Origin of the sequence: Cryobacterium sp. TMS1-13-1, from assembly GCF_004403125.1 — a bacterium.
Lineage (GTDB): Bacteria > Actinomycetota > Actinomycetes > Actinomycetales > Microbacteriaceae > Cryobacterium > Cryobacterium levicorallinum.
Genome location: NZ_SOGX01000003.1, coordinates 25051 through 42735, shown reverse-complemented (window position 1 = coordinate 42735; position 17685 = coordinate 25051). Strand labels below are relative to the sequence as shown.

Here is a 17685-nt window from a genome sequence, read left to right as displayed (position 1 = left end):
ACCCTGCTCGAACTCGCTCAGAAATGGCCCTGTGACTGATACCCGCACCTCCCGTCGTCTGCCTCGCACCGTTTCGGCTCCGGCGGCACTGCCGCCGGTCGGGCTGGAGGGCCTCGACCCGGAGTGGTCCCAGCTGGTCGAGGTTGCCGAGAGCAATTCAACGGGTGAGGTGCGGCACGGCTGGCACCTGCTCGACAATGGTCCGCAGCTCGACGCGCTCGGCGTGATTCCGGTCGGAACGATTCTGTGCGTGCACGGCAACCCGACCTGGTCCTACCTCTGGCGCGGCCTGCTGTCGTCGGCAGCGGATGCAGCGGCGTCGGGTGCGCTCGCCTGGCGCGTGATCGCCGTCGACCAGCTCGACATGGGTTTCTCCGAGCGCACCGGAGGTGTTCGCCCACTGGCCCGCCGGGTGCAGGACCTCGGCGACCTCACCGACGCCCTCGACCTGGCCGGCCCGGTCGTCACCCTCGGCCATGACTGGGGAGGAGTCGTCTCGCTCGGCTGGGCCGTCGACCACCCCGAACTGCTGGCCGGAGTCATGCTGCTCAATACGGCGGTGCATCAGAGCGCTGGCGATCCGATTCCGGCGCCACTGCGGCTCGCCCTCGGTCGTGGAATCCTCGGCCCGGTAACCGTGGCGACGCCGGCGTTTCTGGCCACGACGCTGGCGCTGGCGCATCCGTCGCTATCAACCGAGGTCAAGCGCGGCTACCGAGCTCCGTATTTGACGCGCGCTCGACGCGGGGGAATCGGCGGGTTCGTCGTCGACATTCCGGTCGCACTGAGCCACGAAAGTCGTCCTGAACTCGACCGCATAGCGGAGGGCGCGCGCGCCCTCGCGGTGCCGACACTGCTGCTTTGGGGTCCCCGCGATCCAATCTTCAGCGACCGCTACCTCGACGACCTGGCCCGGCGGATGCCGCACGCCCGCGTGCACCGGTTCGAGGGCGCTGGGCATCTGCTGGCCGAGGATGCGGACTACGCTGCTGCCGCGCTGCTCTGGCTCGGCGACGCCGTCACGGCCACTCCCGACGATGCGGCTAATGCGGTCACGTCCCCCTCCCGGAACGGCGATCTCGGCAAGCTCGATCAGCGGATGGGAGCGTCCAGCACGCTGCTCACCGCCGTCTTGGGGAGCGAGGCCGCCTCGCTATCTCCGTTGGTCGAGCTTGCCGAGACCGCCATAGGGGGACCGCAAGCCGCGTGGGAAGCCGCGGGGACGCATCCACTTTGGTATTACCTCGACGAATTGCAAAACTCCGACGAGACCGCCCTCGTCGATATGCAGCCGGCCCCGCGCACCGTCAGCTGGCGCTTGCTGTCGCGGCGCGTACGCCAGATCGCGGCCGGTCTCGTCTTCATTGGCGTCAAGCCCGGCGACCGCGTCTCGCTGCTGGTTCCGCCGAGCGCCGACCTCACCGCGGTGCTTTACGCCTGCGTGCGCATCGGCGCGATCGTTGTCGTAGCGGATGCCGGCCTCGGCCTGGCCGGCCTCACTCGCGCCGTGCGCGGCGCCCGCCCCGACTTCGTCATCGGCGCAGCTCCCGGCCTCATGGCCGCCCGCGCCCTCGGCTGGCCCGGACGCAAAATCTCCACGGCGCGCTTCCCTGCCGCGATGGCCGCGCTCCTGAGCATCGAGCACACCCTCGCCGAGCTCGTGCAGTTGGGTGAGGCGCGCCTCGACGCCGACGATGCACTCCCGCCGAAGCCCGCACCGACCGACCCGGCCGCCGTGCTGTTCACCTCCGGATCGACCGGCCCGGCCAAGGGCGTCGTCTACACGCACGGCCAGCTGTCCGCCGTGAGCAATGCCCTCTACCTGCAGTACGGCGTCGGCGTCGGCACCGGTCTCGTCGCCGGATTCGCCCCGTTTGCCCTGCTCGGCCCGGCCCTCGGCGCCCGCTCGGTCACCCCCGACATGGACGTCACCGCCCCCAAAACGCTCACAGCCACCGCGGTTGCTGCCGCCGTAGCTTCCATCGACGCGACGGTTGTCTTTCTCTCGCCCGCCGCGCTCGTGAACGTCGTCGCGACCGCCGGCGCGCTCACCCCCGCCGATCACGCGGCCCTCGCCGGGGTGCAGCGTTTTCTTTCGGCCGGCGCGCCAATCTCCGAGAGCCTGCTCGCCCAGGCCGCAGCGCTCATGCCGCAAGCGACCGCGCACACGCCGTACGGCATGACCGAAGGCCTGCTCATGGCCGACATCACGCTCGAGGGCATCCGAGCTGCCGCTGCGAGTGTTTCCATGCCTCGCAGAGCGGATGCCGCAGCGCACGACGGCGAGTCGGACCCGTCCACTGCCTCACTGCCCGACACTGCGGTCTCGGCAAGCTCGACCGGCGGAGATGGTGAGGCCGCGCTCATTGCGACGTCGGCTGAAGTGAACCCGGCCGGGGGAGTCTGCGTCGGGGGGTCGACGCAGACCACGCGCATCCGGATCAGCGCGCTCGACGCGAGTGGGGCATCCGTTGGTGAGTTGTCGGAGCAGCCCGACGTGACCGGCGAGATCGTCGTGTCGGCGCCGCACGTCAAGGACCACTACGACCGGCTCTGGCTCACCGAGCGGGCCTCGCGGCGCGGCGGGGTGCCCGGCGAACGCTGGCATCGAACCGGCGACGTCGGTCACCTCGACAGCGCTGGCCGCCTCTGGGTCGAGGGCCGCATGCCGCATGTCATCGTGACCGCTGGCGGCGTCGTCACCCCGGTCGGTCCGGAGCAGCGCATCGAAACGCTGCCCGACGTTGCTCGTGCGGCCTTCGTCGGGGTCGGCCCGGTCGGTACCCAGCAGCAGGTCGCCGTGATCGAAACCGTGCCGCCGGCCCGCAGCGTGCACCGGGCATCCGCTCCGCTCGCCGCCGCCGTGCGCGCCGCTGTCGGCTCGCCGGTCGCCGCGGTGCTCGTCGTGCCCGGACTGCCCACCGATATTCGGCACAACTCCAAGATCGACCGCAGCCGGCTGTCGCGCTGGGCCACCGGCATCCTCGCTGGTGGTCGCTGGACTAAGCCATGAGGGGCGCGCCATGAGAGTGCTGGTCACCGGAGCCAGCGGATTTCTCGGTCGCGCCGTCGCTGAGCGCATCAGTGCGGCTGGGCACGAGGTGCGCACCTTTCAGCGGCGGCCATCCGGCCTGGCCGGCGTCGAGGACGTGCACGGCTCCATCACGACGCCGGCCGACACCCCGTACGCCGGTCTCGCCTATGCCGTCAGCGGCATGGACGCGGTCGTGCACCTCGCCGCGAAGGTCTCCCTCGCCGGCGACCCGGACGAGTTCGAGGCGGTGAATGTCGGCGGCACCCGCACGGTGCTGCAGGCTGCGGAGCAGGCCGGCGTCTCCCGGTTCGTCTACGTGTCCTCACCGTCGGTCGCTCATGCCGGCAGTTCAATCATGGGTTCGGACGCGCTGCCGGCCGCGCCGGAACACGCTCGCGGCGACTACGCCCGCACCAAGGCTCACGCCGAACTGCTCGCGCTGGCCGCCGATGCTCCCGGATTCAGCGTGGTCGCCGTGCGCCCGCACCTGGTCTGGGGTCCCGGCGATACCCAGCTGATCGAGCGCATCGTCGACCGGGCGCGCTCCGGTCGGCTGCCGCTGCTCGGCCACGGCGCTGCACTGATCGACACGACCTACGTCGATAACGCGGCTTCGGCCATTCATGCCGCACTCGACGCAGCTGTCACCGTGCATGGCCAGAGCTACGTGATCACCAACGGGGAACCGCGCCCGGTTGCGGACATCCTCGCCGGAATCTGCGGCGCGGCCAACGTGCCGGCGCCGACCTGGCGGGTGCCGGCATCCGCTGCCCGCGGTGTCGGCTCGCTCATCGAGGCCATCTGGCGGCGTCGCCCGGGTGTCGACGAGCCGCCAATGACCCGGTTTCTGGCCGAACAGCTCTCGACCGCGCACTGGTTCGACCAGCGCCGCACCCGCGCCGACCTTCACTGGACCCCCGCGGTCTCCCTCGACGAGGGCTTCGAGCGTCTCGCCGCGCACTATCGCGCTCGCCCCTAGCTGCGACCCGCTCCGCCCACCACTGTGCCCGGGCCCAGACCGCTTTGGTGTGGGCGGCAGGCGCTACGCGCGAAACCCGAGGGCCGCGCGCGCGAACGTCAGCGCCTCCTCGGGGGCCACGCCGAGCTTGCGCGCCCGGGCGGCGAACGCGGCGGCGGCGGCCTGCACCTGCTGCTGGGCGGCGTCCCCACTTGCGGCGATGAAGGAACCGTTGCGGCCGCGCGTCTCGATTACTTCGTCGCGCTCGAGCTCGCGGTAGGCGCGGGCCACGGTGTTGGCGGCGAGCCCCAGATCGTCCGCGAGTTTGCGCACGGTCGGCAGCTTGTCGCCGGGGGCCAGCGAACCCGCACGAACGGCGGCGAGTACCTGCACCCGCAACTGTTCGTAGGGCGGTGTGGCGGAGCGCGGATCGACCAGCAGCATCATGCCGAGGTCTTCTCTCGGCTGTCTTCGTCGGGCCAGTTGTCGGCGGCTGGTCCGCGCCGGCGCCGGTCGAGTTCCACGGCTGTCTCGGGCCACAGCCGACGCAGGTAGTGCGTGGTGCTGCGAGTGCGCAGGCTCGTCACACTCCAACCGATCAGGGCAAAGACCAGCACCGGTCCCATAATCGTGAACGATTTGACCAGAATCTCCCCGACCGAGCCGGGCTCCGGCCGATAGATCGAGTCGCTGAGTGACAGGAACAACACGCAGGTACTGCCGGCCGCAATGATGCCCGGGATCCCGACCAGGCTGCGCAGGGTGGTGCTGCGAAAGGCATCGCTCCAGGCCAGTTCGATGGATGTGCTGGCCGGCTGGCCGCGATCGAGCAGCGCCCCGACTGCCGCCCAGGTGAGCAGGCTCGCTGCGGCCGCGAGGGCCAGGAGCAGTCCGGCCGGCCAGAGAATAGTTCGCACCGAAACGTCATCGAACACCCGCTCCGGGTTGATCGCGATGACCCCGAGCACGGCAATGTAGCCGAGGGTGGCCAGCGCCAGAAATCCCAGCGAAAACGTGCGGTCGAGCGGCGTGACATAGTCGGCCAGCCGGGGCGACAGGCTGCGCGCGAGTCGCGGCGCCTCGGGAACCGGGGCGAAGGCCGCACGCGAATCGTTGAGGATCAGGGCGCTTGTCGACGCAACCGTCATCGTGACCCCGACCAGAAGTCCATTCCACGGGCTCTCGCTCCCGCCCATCGAGACAAGCGCCGCCGCTCCGACGGCGAGTCCGATCATCGATCCGACGACCTGGGCACGTTCCCGGCGATAGAGTCGGCGCGACAGCTCGGGAACGATCCCGGGAACCAACGCGAGCCCGACCTGCCGAGAGTAGGCGTGCAGCATCCGTCTGCGCGGTTCGGCAGTCGAGATATAGGCCAAACGGATGCCGAGACCCGCCATCACCAGCGCTGCCAGAATCACTAAGACCGGATTCACAAAACCCTCTTTTTGTGTTCGTTTTGTACCAGAGTAGCAATACAAACCGCTGTGGCAATAGGTGCTCGGCAGGAAAAGCTGTCCTGGCCGTGCCGAACCGCGGAAACTCAATGCACCCAGAAAGAGCACAGCACCAGCGGTTCAGGCGCTGGGACGCTCCAGAGCTTCGGTGACGAGAGCGAGCGCCTCCTCCCGGCTCACCCCGAGCTGCTGAATGCGAGCGGCGAACGACGCGGCGGCCGCCTGGGCCTGCCGCGCCGCCGCATCGCCATTGGGAGCGATGAATGACCCGAATCGGCCGCGGGTTTCAATGACGGCGTCACGCTCCAGCTCACGATAGGCGCGGGCGACCGTGTTCGTGGCGAGGCTGAGTTCAGCGGCGAGGGCGCGCACGGTCGGCAGGCGAGTGTCGTGGGCGAGCTCGCCGGAGCGCACGGCCGCAATCACCTGGCTGCGCAACTGTTCGAACGGCGGCGTACTCGACTGGGAATCAATGGCAACAAAGGAAGCGGGCACGGGACCCTCCGTTCAACGTTATGGACAATTTTGCCCCGCTACAACGGATGCTGCAACAGCATACCGTTGGTACGTTCCTCCAGAATGTCCGAGAGCGCGGGTGCCTGCCTGCCGCAACGCCCACGAAGCACCGTTCGTGAGGCCGCGGCGGCTCGGTAGGCTCGAACCCATGACTTTCCCGGCCGATCTGCCCGCCCAGCTGGCCGGGCTGCTGCCCACCCTGGTCGGTGTCCTGCTGCTTCTGGCCGTGGTCGTGACGGTGCTGCGCGGCTATCGCACGCAGCATCCGTTCGCGCCGGCGTTGGCCCTGCTGCGCGGTACCCTGCAGCTGGCCGCGATCAGCCTGATCCTCAGCGGAATCATCAACGATCCGCTCTGGGTCGGTGTTGGACTGCTCGTTATGTTCGCGGCGGCCGTTGGCACGGTGACCCGGAGGATCGGCTTCAACCGGCGCCACCTGGTGCGGGTTGCTGCGGCGATGGGGCTCGGTGTTGTCGTCACGCTGACGATCGTGTTCACGACCGGGGCGATTGAATTTTCGCCGCGCTACGTGCTCGCCATCGGCGGCATTATCATCGGCAATGCCATGTCGATCGCGACGCTGAGCGGTCGGCGCTTCACCGAAGCGGTCGGCGACCACTGGGACGAGGTCGAGGGCTGGCTCGCGCTCGGCGCCACACCGGGCCAGTCCACCCGGGAACTCGCCCGGCAAGCGGTCTATTTCGCCATCATCCCGTCCACGGATCAGACCAAAACCACCGGCCTCGTGACGTTGCCCGGGGCGTTCGTCGGCGCGCTCTTTGGCGGAGCATCGCCGCTTGAGGCCGGCCGGTTTCAGATCGTCGTGCTCGCCGGCATCCTCTGCGCCGGGTCGATCGCCGCGGTGACGCTGCTGCACCTGGTCGGCCCGGTGCGCCAAAAGCCCGTCCCCACGGTCTAGCCTTCGAAATTACTCGACCGAACGGTGAATCAGGCGGGACAAGACGATCGCGCTGCGGGTGTGGTCGACGTTGGGCGCGAGGCGCACCTTTTCGAGGGCCGCCTCGAGGCCGGGAATGTCCCGGGCGCGAATGTGCACCATGGCATCGGCGCTGCCGGTGATTGTTCCGGCATCGACCACCTCCGGCACGCCGGAGAGAATGCGCAGCAGTTCGTCGGGCGCCACCGTGCCGCGGCAGAACAGCTCGACGTAGGCTTCCGTGCTCATGCCGTCGACGGCCGGGTCGACCTGAATGGTGAAGCTGCGAATCACTTTGTCGGCCACCAGCCGATCAACGCGCCGTTTCACAGCGGATGCCGACAGCCCCACGACGGATCCGATATCGCCGTAGCCGGCACGCGCATTCTGGCGCAGCAGGTCGAGAATGCTGTGGTCTAGGTTGTCCATGGGCCGAGTCTAGGCGATCGCTGTGCGCAAACGTGCGTCCCGACGGTCATTCTCGAAGATTTATTGCGCAGATCAGCGTGAAACGTTGAATCGTGCTGTGTGAGACTAAGACTGGCGTCCCGGAACGATCATAAGACGATCGCGCCGGGCTCTCGTGAGCGACCTGGTCCGCCATTCACCCTACGTTTCGTGGGTTTTCAGGTCCGCGAAACGACGAAGGAGCCTCATGTCGATCGACTCAGCCACCCCCGTCCTCTCCGAAGAATCGGCCGTTCCGGTGCGCACCGCCACCCAGCGCACCATTCTCATGTGCAAGCCGCAGTTCTTCACGGTGGTCTACCGCATCAACCCCTGGATGGACCCGGCCCTGCCCACCGACACCTCGCTCGCCGTCGAGCAGTGGCAGACCCTGTACGACACCTACGTCGGCCTCGGCTACGACGTGCAGCTGATCGAGCCGATCGACGGCCTGCCCGACATGGTCTACGCGGCCAACGGCGGATTCGTCATCGACAACCAGGCCTACGGCGCCAAGTTCACCCACGTGCAGCGCCAGCCCGAAGGTCCCGCCTACATGGACTGGTTCGGCGCCAACGGCTTCGACGTACACGTGCCGATCGAAACCAACGAGGGCGAGGGCGACTTTTTGCTGGTCGGCGACGTTATTCTGGCCGGCACCGGCTTTCGCAGCGACTCGAACAGCCATGCAGAGCTCTCGATTATCGCCGGCCGCCCGGTCATCACCCTGCGCCTGATCAACCCGAGCTTTTACCACCTCGACACCGCCGTCGCCGTGCTTGATGACAGCAATATCGCGTACCTGCCGAGCGCGTTCGATGCTCCGAGCCTCGCGATTCTGCAGGAACGTTATCCCGACGCCATCATCGTCACCGAAGAGGATGCCTCCATCCTCGGACTCAACTCCTACTCCGACGGCTACAACGTCGTCATCGCTGCCCGCGCCAAGGACTTCGAACGCCAGCTGCGCGCCCGCGGCTACAACCCGATCGGCGTCGACCTGTCCGAGCTGCTGCTCGGCGGCGGCGGCGTCAAGTGCTGCACGCTCGAGCTGCGCCGATGACCGCGCCCAACCTGAAGGAGCACGATATGACCACGAACCTGACCGCCGAGACCGTGCCCGCAGCATCCGTTTCGCCTGAAGCCACCGCACTGATCGCCCAGGAAAGCGCGCACGCCGCGCACAATTACCACCCGCTCGAGGTCGTCGTCGCGACCGGTGACGGTGCCTGGGTAACGGATGTCGCGGGTCACCGCTATTTGGACTGTCTGGCCGCGTATTCCGCCGTGAACTTCGGGCACTCCAACCCGGTTCTGCTTGACGCCGCCCGCGCGCAGCTCGGCCGCATCACCCTTACCAGCCGCGCCTTCTACAACGACCAGCTCGGCCCGTTCGTGACCGCGCTCGCCGAACTCGCCGGAAAAGACATGGTGTTGCCGATGAACACCGGCGCTGAGGCCGTGGAATCCGGCATCAAGGTCGCCCGCGCCTGGGGTTACCGGGTCAAGGGCGTCGCGCCCGACCTGGCCAACATCATCGTCGCCGCCGGCAACTTTCACGGCCGCACCACCACCATCATCAGCTTCTCCGACGACGAATCGGCCCGCGCCGGTTTCGGACCGTTCACACCCGGTTTTCGCACCGTGCCCTACGGCGACGCCGCGGCGCTCGAGGCTGCTATCGATGAGAACACGGTCGCTGTGCTGCTCGAACCGATCCAGGGCGAGGCCGGCATCGTCGTGCCGCCGGCGTCCTATCTGCCGGCCGTGCGCGAGATTACGACGCGTCTGAACGTGCTGTTCATCGCCGATGAAATCCAGTCGGGGCTCGGCCGCACCGGCTCGACCTTCGCCTGCGACCTGGTTGGCGTCGTGCCCGACCTCTACCTGCTCGGCAAGGCTCTCGGCGGCGGAATCGTGCCGGTCTCGGCGGTCGTCGGCAACACCGACGTACTCGGAGTGCTGCACCCCGGCGAGCATGGCTCCACCTTCGGTGGTAACCCGCTCGCCGCCGCCGTGGGCCTGGCCGTCGTGAAAATGCTGGCCACGGGCGAATATCAGAAGCGAGCGACCGAACTCGGCGCGCGCCTGCACGCCGGGCTCGCCGCGTTGGTCGGCCACGGCGTGGTCGAGGTGCGTGGCGTCGGGCTCTGGGCCGGCATCGACATCGACCCCGCGCTGGCCCCGGGCCGCGTCGTCTGCGAGGCCCTGCTGGCCCGCGGAGTGCTCGCCAAAGACACCCACGGCTCGACCATTCGGCTCGCCCCGCCGATCGTCGTCTCGGCTGACGACGTGGACTGGGCTGTCGAGCAGTTGCGCCTGGTGCTGGCCGACCTCACCGCCGCGAAGTAGGCGCCCGGTCGGCTCGCGGTACCCCCGGCCGCGACCCACGAGATGCCTTGTTTGGCCCCATGAACCCTCGTGCGGCACGGCCGAAAGCGGATGCCCGGGCGGCACAATAGGCTGAAGGGCATGTACACCGACCTGCCCGAAGTCGAACTCCGCGCCTATCGCAGCGGCCAGGCCGACCCGTGCGACTTCGACGCGTTCTGGGCCGACACCCTCGCCGAGGCCGAGAGCCATCCGCTTAACGTCATCGTGACGCCGGTCGACGCCGGGCTCAGCACACTGGACGTGTTTGACCTGGCCTTCGCCGGCTTCAGCGGGCAGCCAATCAAGGCATGGTTGCGCGTTCCCGCCGGCGCCAGCGGTCCGCTGCCGACCATTGTGCAGTTTCATGGCTATGGCCGGGGACGCGGGCAGGCTTTCGAGAACCTGCTGTGGGCATCCGCCGGTTTCGCGCACTTCGAGATGGACCTGCGCGGGCAGGGCTACGGCGGCAGCACCGGCGACACTGCCGATGACGCCGGGAGCGGCCCACAGGTCCCAGGGTTCATGACTCGCGGCATTGACTCCCGCGAGACCTACTATTACCGCCGCCTCTTCACCGACGCCGTGCGCGCCGTCGCGGCGGCTCGCAGCCTGGCGCTCGTCGACGAAGCCCGCGTCGGCGTGATGGGCACCAGCCAGGGCGGCGGTATCGCGCTCGCCGTGGCCGGCCTCGTTCCTGATCTGGCCGCCGTGGTCGCTCGGGTGCCGTTTCTGTGCGACTTTCCGCGGGCATCCGTTATCACTGACGCGCAGCCGTACCGCGAGCTGGGCCAGTATCTCGCGACCCACCGGCTCAAGGCGGCTCGTGTGCACGACGTGCTGTCCTACTTCGACGGCGTCAACTTCGCCAAGCGGGCGAACGCGCCGGTGTCCATGACGGCGGCACTGATGGATCCGATTTGCCCGCCATCGACCGTCTTCGCGGCCTACAACAACTATGCCGGCCCGAAGCAGATCACGGTCTGGCCATACAACGGGCATGAGGGCGGCGCCTGGGAAGACGACGCCCTCGCACTGCGGGCGTTCCGCGAGCGCCTGGACTGAGGTTCGGCTCTTGCCGCCCAAAACCGGGTGTAGTACCATTTTGGTATGGCTATCAATGTGCGCATCCCGGAGGAACTCGATCGTCAGCTTGAGGAGCTCGCGACGGCACAACACGTCTCAAAGCACGCGCTGCTTCTGCAGGGCGCAACCCTGGTTGTCGACCGGTATTCGCGCCGAAATGAAATAGAGTCGGGCTTGCAGTTCGTGCTGACCCACGACGCTGAGCTCTTGCAGCGGCTCGAAGACGCATGACCAGGTACCTGGAGGTCGCAGACGCGCTTCAGGTGACCGAGCGGTACGGATTCTACGTGCGGGACGCCGGCCTGCTCGCGTCTGCACTCGCCCGGCCGTCGGCGTCCATGTTCGGAGCGGATGCCTACGCGACCTTTGATCGCAAAGCCGCAGCCTTGCTCGAATCGCTCGTGCGCAATCATCCGCTCGTCGATGGAAACAAGCGAACCGGCTGGACCCTCATGGTGCTCTTTCTGTGGATCAACGGATACTCTCACGATTTCACCGCCGACGAGGGTTTCGATTTCGTAATCGGCGTCGCGGAGGGAATTATCGACCTCGACGAATCTGAACGCCGCATCGCGGCGCATCGGGTCAAACGGCCATAAGCCGCGGCGCAACCCGGACCGGGCTGTGCCGCGGGGGCTACTCTGCCGAAGCCGCCTTCTTCGGCGCCCGCTTCACCGGCGTGCCCGTCACGGCAGCGGATGCACCGACGCTCTGTTTCGGCGCGGCGGCTGTGCCTACCGGAGCCTTGCGTACCGGAGCCTTCCGCGCGGGAACAGCCTCGGCCGCGGCGACCATGGGAGCGGCGACCGGCATCAGCCGGGACAGCTGCGTCACGTGCCCGGGGTTCAGCTCCTCAAGCGAGTTCACCCCGAGCAGCCGCATCGTGCGGCTGACCTGCTCCGACAGAATCTGAATCGTGCGGTCGACCCCGGCCTCACCGCCGGCCATCAGGCCGTACAGATAGGCGCGGCCGATCATGGTGAAGCGCGCGCCGAGGGCGATGGAGGCGACCACGTCGGCTCCGGACATGATGCCCGTGTCGAGGTGCACCTCGGTGTGCGCACCGACCTCACGCGCGACCTGCGGCAGCAGGTGGAACGGAATCGGCGCCCGGTCGAGCTGGCGACCGCCATGATTCGACAGCGTGATGCCGTCGACACCGAGATCCACGAGGCGCTTGGCATCCTCGAGGTTCTGCACGCCCTTGACGACGACCTTGCCGGGCCACTGCGCCTTGATCCAGGCGAGGTCCTCAAAGTCGACCGTGGGGTCGAACATCGTGTCGAGCAGGTCGGCGACCGTGCCGCTCCAGCGATCGAGGCTCGCAAAGGCGAGCGGCTCGGTGGTCAGAAAGTTGATCCACCACTCCGGCCGGGGCAGCGCGTTGACGACGGTGCCGAGGGTGAGCGCCGGCGGAATCGAGAAGCCATTGCGCTTGTCGCGCAGCCGGGCGCCGGCCACGGGCACGTCCACGGTCACCAGCAGCGTGTCGAAACCGGCCTTCGCGGCCCGGTCCACGAGGGCCATCGACCGGTCGCGGTCCTTCCACATGTACAGCTGAAACCAGTTGCGGCCGTTCGGGTTGGCGGCCTTCACGTCTTCGATCGAGGTCGTACCCATGGTCGACAGCGCGAAGGGGATACCGGCCCTGGCCGCCGCGTGCGCCCCGGCGGTCTCGCCCTCGGTCTGCATCATGCGGGTGAATCCGGTGGGCGCGATACCGAACGGCTGTGCCACCGGGGCACCGAGCACATCCCAGCCGGTCGTCACGTTCGACACGTCGCGCAGAATCGAGGGGTGAAACTCGATGTCCTCGAAGGCCTGGCGGGCCCGGCCGAGCGAGATTTCGGCCTCGGCCGCGCCCTCGGTGTAGTCGAAGGCCGCCTTGGGCGTTCGCTTCTTGGCGATGGCGCGCAAGTCCGCGATCGTGAGCGCGGCGGCCAGCCGGCGCTTCTTTGCGTTGAGCTCCGGGCTCTTGAATTTCATCAGCGGGGCGAGGTCTTTGATTTTGGGGATGCGTCGTTGAACCATGGTCGTCCTTCTCTAGTGATCGCGCAGGTGGGTTTCGGCGTAGTAGCCGGAGATGTGGGTGTGCATCGCGAGGCGGGCGGCATCCGCTTCACCGGCCAGAATGGCGGCCAGAATGCCGCGATGCTCCAGCATTAGGCGAGCGGATGTTGCCGGCCAGTTCGCGAGGCCCGCCGCGCCGGCCCGCGCGTACCCCTCGATCGCGCTGCGGAGGCCGGCCATCGTCGCCGTGACGACCTGGTTGCCGCTCGCTTCGGCGAGGGAGAGGTGGAACGCCGCGTCGAGGGCGAGAAATTCGGCTTCGGTGAGGGTCTGGTTTTCCATCGCGGTGAGGATCTGCGCGGAGGCGGCTAGGTCGGGGGAGCCTGCGGCCGCGAGGTCGGTGACGATCGAGCCCTCAAGCACGAGTCGGGTTTTGACCACGTCGGCCACCGCAAAGCCCTGGGCCGCGACCTGCAGGCGCATGAGCGCGGACATGCCGCCGCCGGGGCGGGCGACGATAATGGCGCCCGCCGAGGGACCGGAACCGACCGCGGTGCGGATCAGACCGAGCACTTCGAGCACGCGCAGGGCCTCGCGCACACTGGATCGGCCGACGCCCAGGTCGGCGGCAAGGGTGCGCTCGGGCGGCAGGTGGTCTCCCGGGCTGAGCCGACCGTCGAGCAGGTCGCGTTCAACAGCATCGAGCACGACCTGCCAGGCGCGTGGGGCGGTCATCGGGTCCTCTCGGGTGCAGTGACCATGTGGTCTGACCACAGGCTACATGATTGTGCCGCAGATTGGGGATATGGTTTCAGCCAACCCGGGAGAGACCATGACCGCTGCGCCCCAGCTCATCGACCTGAAACTTCCCGACCTGCCGGGCGGCAGCGCCGGCCTCAAAGCCATCCTCGCGATCCCGGCCGGCAATGGCCCGTGGCCGTGGCCCGGGGTCGTGCTCGTGCACGAGGCGTTCGGGCTGACGGATGTCATGCGTCGCCAGGCGGCGCGGTTGGCCGCGGCTGGTTACCTGGCGCTCATGCCCGACCTCTTCACCGAGGGCGGCACCCGCAAATGCCTCGTCGCGACCTTTCGCGCGTTGTCCGCGGGGGCTGGCCGAGCCTTCGTCGACATCGAATCGGCCCGAACTTTTCTCAGTGAGCGCAGCGACTGCAGCGGCCGCATCGGCGTGTTCGGTTTCTGCAGGGGGGCGGCTTCGCGCTCGCCACGGCCACGCGCGGTTTCGACGTCTCCTCGGTCAACTACGGTCGACTTCCGAAAGACCTCGACGACTACCTGCTCGGAGCCTGCCCGATCGTCGGCAGCTACGGCGGGGGTGATCCTTCCCTGATCGGCGCGGCGGCCACGCTTGATTCCGCGCTGGACCGGTTGCAGATCGAGCACGACGTCAAGGAATACCCGGGTGCCGGGCACGCCTATCTCAACGACGCCGAGACCGGACCGCGCGTGCTCCGCCCCGTTCTCCAGCGCATTCTCGGCGCCGGCCCAGACCCGGTGGCCGCCGCCGACGCCTGGACCCGGATCGAGGCCTTCTTCGGGGAGTATCTAGCCGAGCAGAACTGAGTCGGCGTTACCTGGAACGAGCCGAGAAGCGGATGCCTGCCCGCGCGGGCAGGCATCCGCTCTCTATGGTGTCAGCCGCTGCACGATCTCTACAGATCTGCTGGGTCAAGTGACCCGCGCAATCACGGTTCCTTGCGAGACCTCTGTTCCTTCCTCAACGAGCACCGATATTTTGCCGGACGTCTCGGGGTACACCTCTGCATCGACCTTGTCCATGGCGACCTCGGCGATGAGCGTCGCCGGACTGACGTCGTCACCGGAGTCCACGAACCAGGTCACCAGAATGCCCGTCGCCCCGGGGGTATCGGACATCTTGGGAAAACAGACATCGGTCACCGCGCAACGGCCTCACGCACGGCAGCTTCGATGCGAGCGGGAGTCGGGAGCACCGCATATTCCAGCTCGCGGGCGTAGGGAATCGGCACGTCGGGAACGCAGACTCGCGAGGCCGATTTGAGCAGAGTTGGATCGTGCTCGGCGACGACCGCAATGATCTCGCCGGACAATCCGAAGGACTGGTAGTCCTCGTCCACGACGATCAGACGACCGGTTTTCGTGACGGAGCGCAGGATCGCGTCGCGGTCGAGCGGAACCAGGCTGCGCAAGTCGATCACCTCGACGCTGATGCCCTCCGCTTCGAGTTTCTCAGCGACATCGAGGCTGTGCTGCACTGAAAGTGACAGCGTCACGATCGTGGCGTCGGAGCCCTCACGCGCGACCCGCGCTTTTCCGATCGGCACAACGTATTCCGCTTCCGGAACTGCGCCGATTGAACGCTTGTTCTTGGCCATCCAGCCGAGTCCCATGATTCCCTTGTGGAACATGAAAACCACCGGATCGTCACTCTCAATAGCAGCTGCCATCAGACCTTTTGCGTCGTAAGGATTGGACGGCACCACCACCTTCATTCCCGGCAGGTGCGCAAACGTGCCCCAGAGACATTGCGAGTGCTGCGCGCCATCGGAGTACCCACCCCCGGTTGCGGTCATGAGAACCATGGGCACTTTGACGTTTCCGCCAGACTCGAAGTGAATTTTGGCCATGTGGTTGTAAATCTGGTCCATACAGACGCCGAAGAAATCGGCGAACATGAGCTCGACCACGGGACGCATTCCCTCGACGGCCGCGCCGATGCCGAGCCCGATGAATGCGGTCTCGGAGATGGGTGTGTCGATTACGCGCTCTGGACCGAATTGGTCGAGCAGTCCCGTGGTGGAGGAGAAGATGCCGCCGTAGGGGCCAACATCTTCCCCCATCACGAAAACGGACTCATCGCGGGCCATCCGCTGGCTGATTGCCTCCTGGATTGCCTTAGCCGTGGAGAGCTTGCGTCGACCCGGTTCTGGTTCCACAGCCAATGCCTTCGACTGGTTGGTACTCGGGGGCACCAGAGTCATGAGTTCACTCCTTCGGAGAAGACGTACTTGAGATGTTCGCTCGCCTGCGGCACTGGCGAAGCCTTGGCGAATTGGATGGCGTCTTCAACCTGCTCGGTTGCACTGTCCTGCATCGCCTGATATTGCTCGGCACTGACACTCCCGGCCTGCAGCAACTCATCCCGGTACCGGGGAATCGGGTCGCGGTCGGGAACGCTCAGCAGGTCGGCTCGGTAGCCCTCGGCATCGCCCTCGAAGTGGCCCCAGAGCCGAAGAGTGTGCACCTCGATCAGGGTCGGGCCACCGCCGGAACGGGCGCGGTCAACCGCTTCGCCCACGGCCGCGTACACGGACTCAACCGAGTTGTCTTCAACGCGCAGGCCCGGCATTCCATAAGCGGCCGCGCGAACGGCGTTCGAAACGACGGATGTTGATTGGGAGCGGGGGACCGAGATTCCCCAATCGTTGTCCTCGACCACAAAGATCACCGGCAATTTCCAGAGCGCGGCCAGGTTGAGTGATTCGTGAAACGCGCCCTGATTGGCGGATCCTTCCCCAGTGACAGCTACGGCTACTCGGTTGTTGCCCTGTCGTTTGAAGGTGAAAGCCTGACCGAGTGCCGGTGGCAGCCCCTCGGCGATGATCCCGGAACAGGAAAAATGCGTACTCGGGTCGAAGAGGTGCATGTGCCCGCCACGCCCGTGACCGAGGCCATCCTCTCGGCCGAAGATCTCGGCAGTCATGGGGCGCAACGCTACCCCCTTCGCGATGGCCACATGGTGTGGCCGGTGGGTGGCGGTGAGGGCGTCATCCGCTGTCAAATGGGCGCAGATACCAGCGGCGACCGGCTCCTGACCGGCCGAGAGGTGCATCTCGCCTGGGACCAGTCCGGCCCCAATATCGAAGGCCGGTTTCTTGTCGGCATAGTATTCTCGCCGAATCGCCTCCTCATACGTCCTGATCAAGACCATTGTGTTCAAGAGGCTGCGTCGACGGTCGTCGGTGAGCTCTGGTGTAGTGGATAGCGGCATTGCTTCTCCTTAGCGGCGCACGACGACAATGTCGTACTCCGTAATCGGAGACTATGCCGTGGCATTTCGCGACGGCAGGGGGAACATTTCACATGGTGAACTGCCCGTACTTGGCCGCGCCCAATTGCAGGGACAGTCGACCAGCGGATGCTTGCAGCTGACGTATCGCCTCCTGCAAGTCACTGTCGTCTCGATCGCCGGGCAGGGAGATCGCCAGGGAGGCGATCACGCCGGGCGCGCGCACCCCGACAGCCACACAGGTGTAGCCGATTGCGTATTCCTGACGGTCGACGGAGGCTCCTCTGGTGTACTCGAGCTGGCGCAGCAGCGCACGCCGATCGCTGATGGTGTGCGGGGTCAGCCCGTCCGGTGGGTGTCTGGAGAGATAATCGACACGTTGCTCGGGGCTGAGCTCGGCCAGAATTTGCTTTCCGAGGGCGGTTGCGTGTGCGCTATCCACGATTCCGACCCAGAGATCCACGCGCGGTGACGCTACCGCGTCCACGATATCGATGATCTGCACCTCGCCGTCATCAAACTGCGACAAGTACGCGGTCGCGCCAAGCTCCGCGGTCACGCTGTGCAAAGTTTGACGGGCGCGGGCGACGAAAACGCCCGCGTCGTCGATCGGGAGCAGGCCGGGAAATTTCGCGCCGAGCACGAGGCCGTCGGGCTCGATCGCGAGGTATCCCTCATGGACGAGGGTGCGGGCGATGTTGTACGCGGTGCCGAGGCTCAACTCGGTCAGGCGCGCGATCGCCTTAACGGGCACCGGTCGGGTGGCGTTCGCGACGATATCGACCACCTTCAAGGCGCGCTGAATCGACGAGATGAGGGTTGGACTGTGCTCCTGCGTCATCGGTGACTCCCACGAACAGGATA

General features: G+C 67.0%; 18 protein-coding genes and 1 pseudogene. 9 read left to right on the top strand and 10 right to left on the bottom strand.

Annotated features, from left to right (window positions below):
* Positions 1 to 31: 31 nt before the first annotated feature.
* Together E3T31_RS01760 and E3T31_RS01755 are read left to right on the top strand one after the other, a co-directional pair.
* Positions 32 to 3013, top strand: coding sequence for an alpha/beta fold hydrolase (locus E3T31_RS01760; RefSeq protein ID WP_241977496.1), 2982 nt, complete (start codon positions 32 to 34; stop codon positions 3011 to 3013).
* A gap of 10 nt (positions 3014 to 3023) precedes the next feature.
* Positions 3024 to 4013 carry an NAD(P)-dependent oxidoreductase gene (locus tag E3T31_RS01755; RefSeq protein WP_134467211.1) on the top strand — a complete coding sequence of 330 codons (990 nt, stop codon included), beginning with the start codon at positions 3024 to 3026 and terminating at the stop codon, positions 4011 to 4013.
* Positions 4014 to 4076: 63 nt separating this feature from the next.
* Here the strand turns inward: E3T31_RS01755 and E3T31_RS01750 are convergent, their stop codons facing one another.
* The 3 genes from E3T31_RS01750 to E3T31_RS01740 form a co-directional block, all read right to left on the bottom strand.
* Positions 4077 to 4439 carry a GntR family transcriptional regulator gene (locus E3T31_RS01750; protein ID WP_370304183.1) on the bottom strand — a complete coding sequence of 121 codons (363 nt, stop codon included), beginning with the start codon at positions 4437 to 4439 and terminating at the stop codon, positions 4077 to 4079.
* A complete protein-coding gene (locus E3T31_RS01745) occupies positions 4436 to 5428 on the bottom strand; it encodes a hypothetical protein (protein WP_134467210.1) in 993 nt (330 codons plus the stop codon). The genes E3T31_RS01750 and E3T31_RS01745 overlap by 4 nt, the downstream gene beginning before the upstream one ends.
* Before the next feature lie 141 nt (positions 5429 to 5569).
* Complete coding sequence (locus E3T31_RS01740) at positions 5570 to 5944, bottom strand: GntR family transcriptional regulator (protein WP_134467209.1); 375 nt, start codon at positions 5942 to 5944, stop codon at positions 5570 to 5572.
* Positions 5945 to 6113: 169 nt separating this feature from the next.
* Between E3T31_RS01740 and E3T31_RS01735 the strand changes: the two genes are divergently transcribed.
* Complete coding sequence (locus E3T31_RS01735; protein WP_134442756.1) at positions 6114 to 6884, top strand: ABC transporter permease; 771 nt, start codon at positions 6114 to 6116, stop codon at positions 6882 to 6884.
* A gap of 9 nt (positions 6885 to 6893) precedes the next feature.
* Here the strand turns inward: E3T31_RS01735 and E3T31_RS01730 are convergent, their stop codons facing one another.
* Entirely contained in the window at positions 6894 to 7331 is a 438-nt protein-coding gene (locus tag E3T31_RS01730) for an Lrp/AsnC family transcriptional regulator (protein WP_092452413.1), read from the bottom strand.
* Between the two features lie 226 nt (positions 7332 to 7557).
* Between E3T31_RS01730 and ddaH the strand changes: the two genes are divergently transcribed.
* The 5 genes from ddaH (at position 7558) to E3T31_RS01705 (ending at position 11404) form a co-directional block, all read left to right on the top strand.
* Positions 7558 to 8412 (top strand): dimethylargininase, encoded by an 855-nt coding sequence (gene ddaH, locus E3T31_RS01725; RefSeq protein ID WP_134467208.1) that lies wholly within the window; start codon positions 7558 to 7560, stop codon positions 8410 to 8412.
* A 26-nt stretch (positions 8413 to 8438) separates the two neighbouring features.
* Positions 8439 to 9701: an ornithine--oxo-acid transaminase gene (gene rocD / locus E3T31_RS01720; protein ID WP_134467207.1), complete on the top strand. Its 1263-nt coding sequence runs from the start codon at positions 8439 to 8441 to the stop codon at positions 9699 to 9701.
* 120 nt (positions 9702 to 9821) lie between these two features.
* Entirely contained in the window at positions 9822 to 10784 is a 963-nt protein-coding gene (locus tag E3T31_RS01715; RefSeq protein ID WP_134467206.1) for an acetylxylan esterase, read from the top strand.
* Positions 10785 to 10829: 45 nt separating this feature from the next.
* The gene (locus E3T31_RS01710) at positions 10830 to 11036 is read left to right on the top strand and encodes a ribbon-helix-helix protein, CopG family (RefSeq protein ID WP_174844834.1); all 207 of its coding nucleotides are present in this window, start codon (positions 10830 to 10832) and stop codon (positions 11034 to 11036) included.
* Positions 11033 to 11404 (top strand): type II toxin-antitoxin system death-on-curing family toxin, encoded by a 372-nt coding sequence (locus tag E3T31_RS01705; protein ID WP_134467205.1) that lies wholly within the window; start codon positions 11033 to 11035, stop codon positions 11402 to 11404. The genes E3T31_RS01710 and E3T31_RS01705 overlap by 4 nt, the downstream gene beginning before the upstream one ends.
* A gap of 37 nt (positions 11405 to 11441) precedes the next feature.
* Here E3T31_RS01705 and E3T31_RS01700 read toward each other — a convergent pair whose 3' ends face one another.
* Both E3T31_RS01700 and E3T31_RS01695 read right to left on the bottom strand, forming a co-directional pair.
* Complete coding sequence (locus E3T31_RS01700; protein WP_134467204.1) at positions 11442 to 12836, bottom strand: alpha-hydroxy acid oxidase; 1395 nt, start codon at positions 12834 to 12836, stop codon at positions 11442 to 11444.
* Positions 12837 to 12848: 12 nt separating this feature from the next.
* On the bottom strand, positions 12849 to 13550 hold the full coding sequence (locus E3T31_RS01695; RefSeq protein WP_134467203.1) for a FadR/GntR family transcriptional regulator: 702 nt from the start codon (positions 13548 to 13550) through the stop codon (positions 12849 to 12851).
* A 46-nt stretch (positions 13551 to 13596) separates the two neighbouring features.
* Here E3T31_RS01695 and E3T31_RS01690 point away from each other — a divergent pair.
* Positions 13597 to 14396 (top strand): annotated as a pseudogene (locus tag E3T31_RS01690) (dienelactone hydrolase family protein).
* A 105-nt stretch (positions 14397 to 14501) separates the two neighbouring features.
* Here E3T31_RS01690 and E3T31_RS01685 read toward each other — a convergent pair.
* The 4 genes from E3T31_RS01685 to E3T31_RS01670 form a co-directional block, all read right to left on the bottom strand.
* Positions 14502 to 14732, bottom strand: a complete 231-nt coding sequence (locus E3T31_RS01685; RefSeq protein WP_134467202.1) for a biotin/lipoyl-containing protein — start codon at positions 14730 to 14732, stop codon at positions 14502 to 14504.
* On the bottom strand, positions 14729 to 15793 hold the full coding sequence (locus E3T31_RS01680; protein WP_134467201.1) for an alpha-ketoacid dehydrogenase subunit beta: 1065 nt from the start codon (positions 15791 to 15793) through the stop codon (positions 14729 to 14731). Before E3T31_RS01680 ends, E3T31_RS01685 begins: the two co-directional genes overlap by 4 nt.
* On the bottom strand, positions 15790 to 16803 hold the full coding sequence (locus tag E3T31_RS01675) for a thiamine pyrophosphate-dependent dehydrogenase E1 component subunit alpha (RefSeq protein ID WP_134467200.1): 1014 nt from the start codon (positions 16801 to 16803) through the stop codon (positions 15790 to 15792). Before E3T31_RS01675 ends, E3T31_RS01680 begins: the two co-directional genes overlap by 4 nt.
* Before the next feature lie 88 nt (positions 16804 to 16891).
* Positions 16892 to 17662, bottom strand: coding sequence for an IclR family transcriptional regulator (locus E3T31_RS01670; protein WP_134467199.1), 771 nt, complete (start codon positions 17660 to 17662; stop codon positions 16892 to 16894).
* Positions 17663 to 17685 lie beyond the last annotated feature (23 nt).

Excerpts from the sequence above, each read along its gene's own strand:
- E3T31_RS01705 (WP_134467205.1), top strand. The coding sequence starts at position 11,033 with ATGACCAGGTACCTGGAGGTCGCAGACGCGCTTCAGGTGACCGAGCGG.
- E3T31_RS01755 (WP_134467211.1), top strand. The coding sequence starts at position 3,024 with ATGAGAGTGCTGGTCACCGGAGCCAGCGGATTTCTCGGTCGCGCCGTC.
- rocD (WP_134467207.1), top strand. The coding sequence starts at position 8,439 with ATGACCACGAACCTGACCGCCGAGACCGTGCCCGCAGCATCCGTTTCG.
- E3T31_RS01670 (WP_134467199.1), bottom strand. The coding sequence starts at position 17,662 with ATGACGCAGGAGCACAGTCCAACCCTCATCTCGTCGATTCAGCGCGCC.
- E3T31_RS01735 (WP_134442756.1), top strand. The coding sequence starts at position 6,114 with ATGACTTTCCCGGCCGATCTGCCCGCCCAGCTGGCCGGGCTGCTGCCC.
- E3T31_RS01710 (WP_174844834.1), top strand. The coding sequence starts at position 10,830 with ATGGCTATCAATGTGCGCATCCCGGAGGAACTCGATCGTCAGCTTGAG.
- E3T31_RS01730 (WP_092452413.1), bottom strand. The coding sequence starts at position 7,331 with ATGGACAACCTAGACCACAGCATTCTCGACCTGCTGCGCCAGAATGCG.
- E3T31_RS01715 (WP_134467206.1), top strand. The coding sequence starts at position 9,822 with ATGTACACCGACCTGCCCGAAGTCGAACTCCGCGCCTATCGCAGCGGC.
- E3T31_RS01695 (WP_134467203.1), bottom strand. The coding sequence starts at position 13,550 with ATGACCGCCCCACGCGCCTGGCAGGTCGTGCTCGATGCTGTTGAACGC.
- E3T31_RS01750 (WP_370304183.1), bottom strand. The coding sequence starts at position 4,439 with ATGATGCTGCTGGTCGATCCGCGCTCCGCCACACCGCCCTACGAACAG.
- E3T31_RS01680 (WP_134467201.1), bottom strand. The coding sequence starts at position 15,793 with ATGACTCTGGTGCCCCCGAGTACCAACCAGTCGAAGGCATTGGCTGTG.
- ddaH (WP_134467208.1), top strand. The coding sequence starts at position 7,558 with ATGTCGATCGACTCAGCCACCCCCGTCCTCTCCGAAGAATCGGCCGTT.
- E3T31_RS01675 (WP_134467200.1), bottom strand. The coding sequence starts at position 16,803 with ATGCCGCTATCCACTACACCAGAGCTCACCGACGACCGTCGACGCAGC.
- E3T31_RS01700 (WP_134467204.1), bottom strand. The coding sequence starts at position 12,836 with ATGGTTCAACGACGCATCCCCAAAATCAAAGACCTCGCCCCGCTGATG.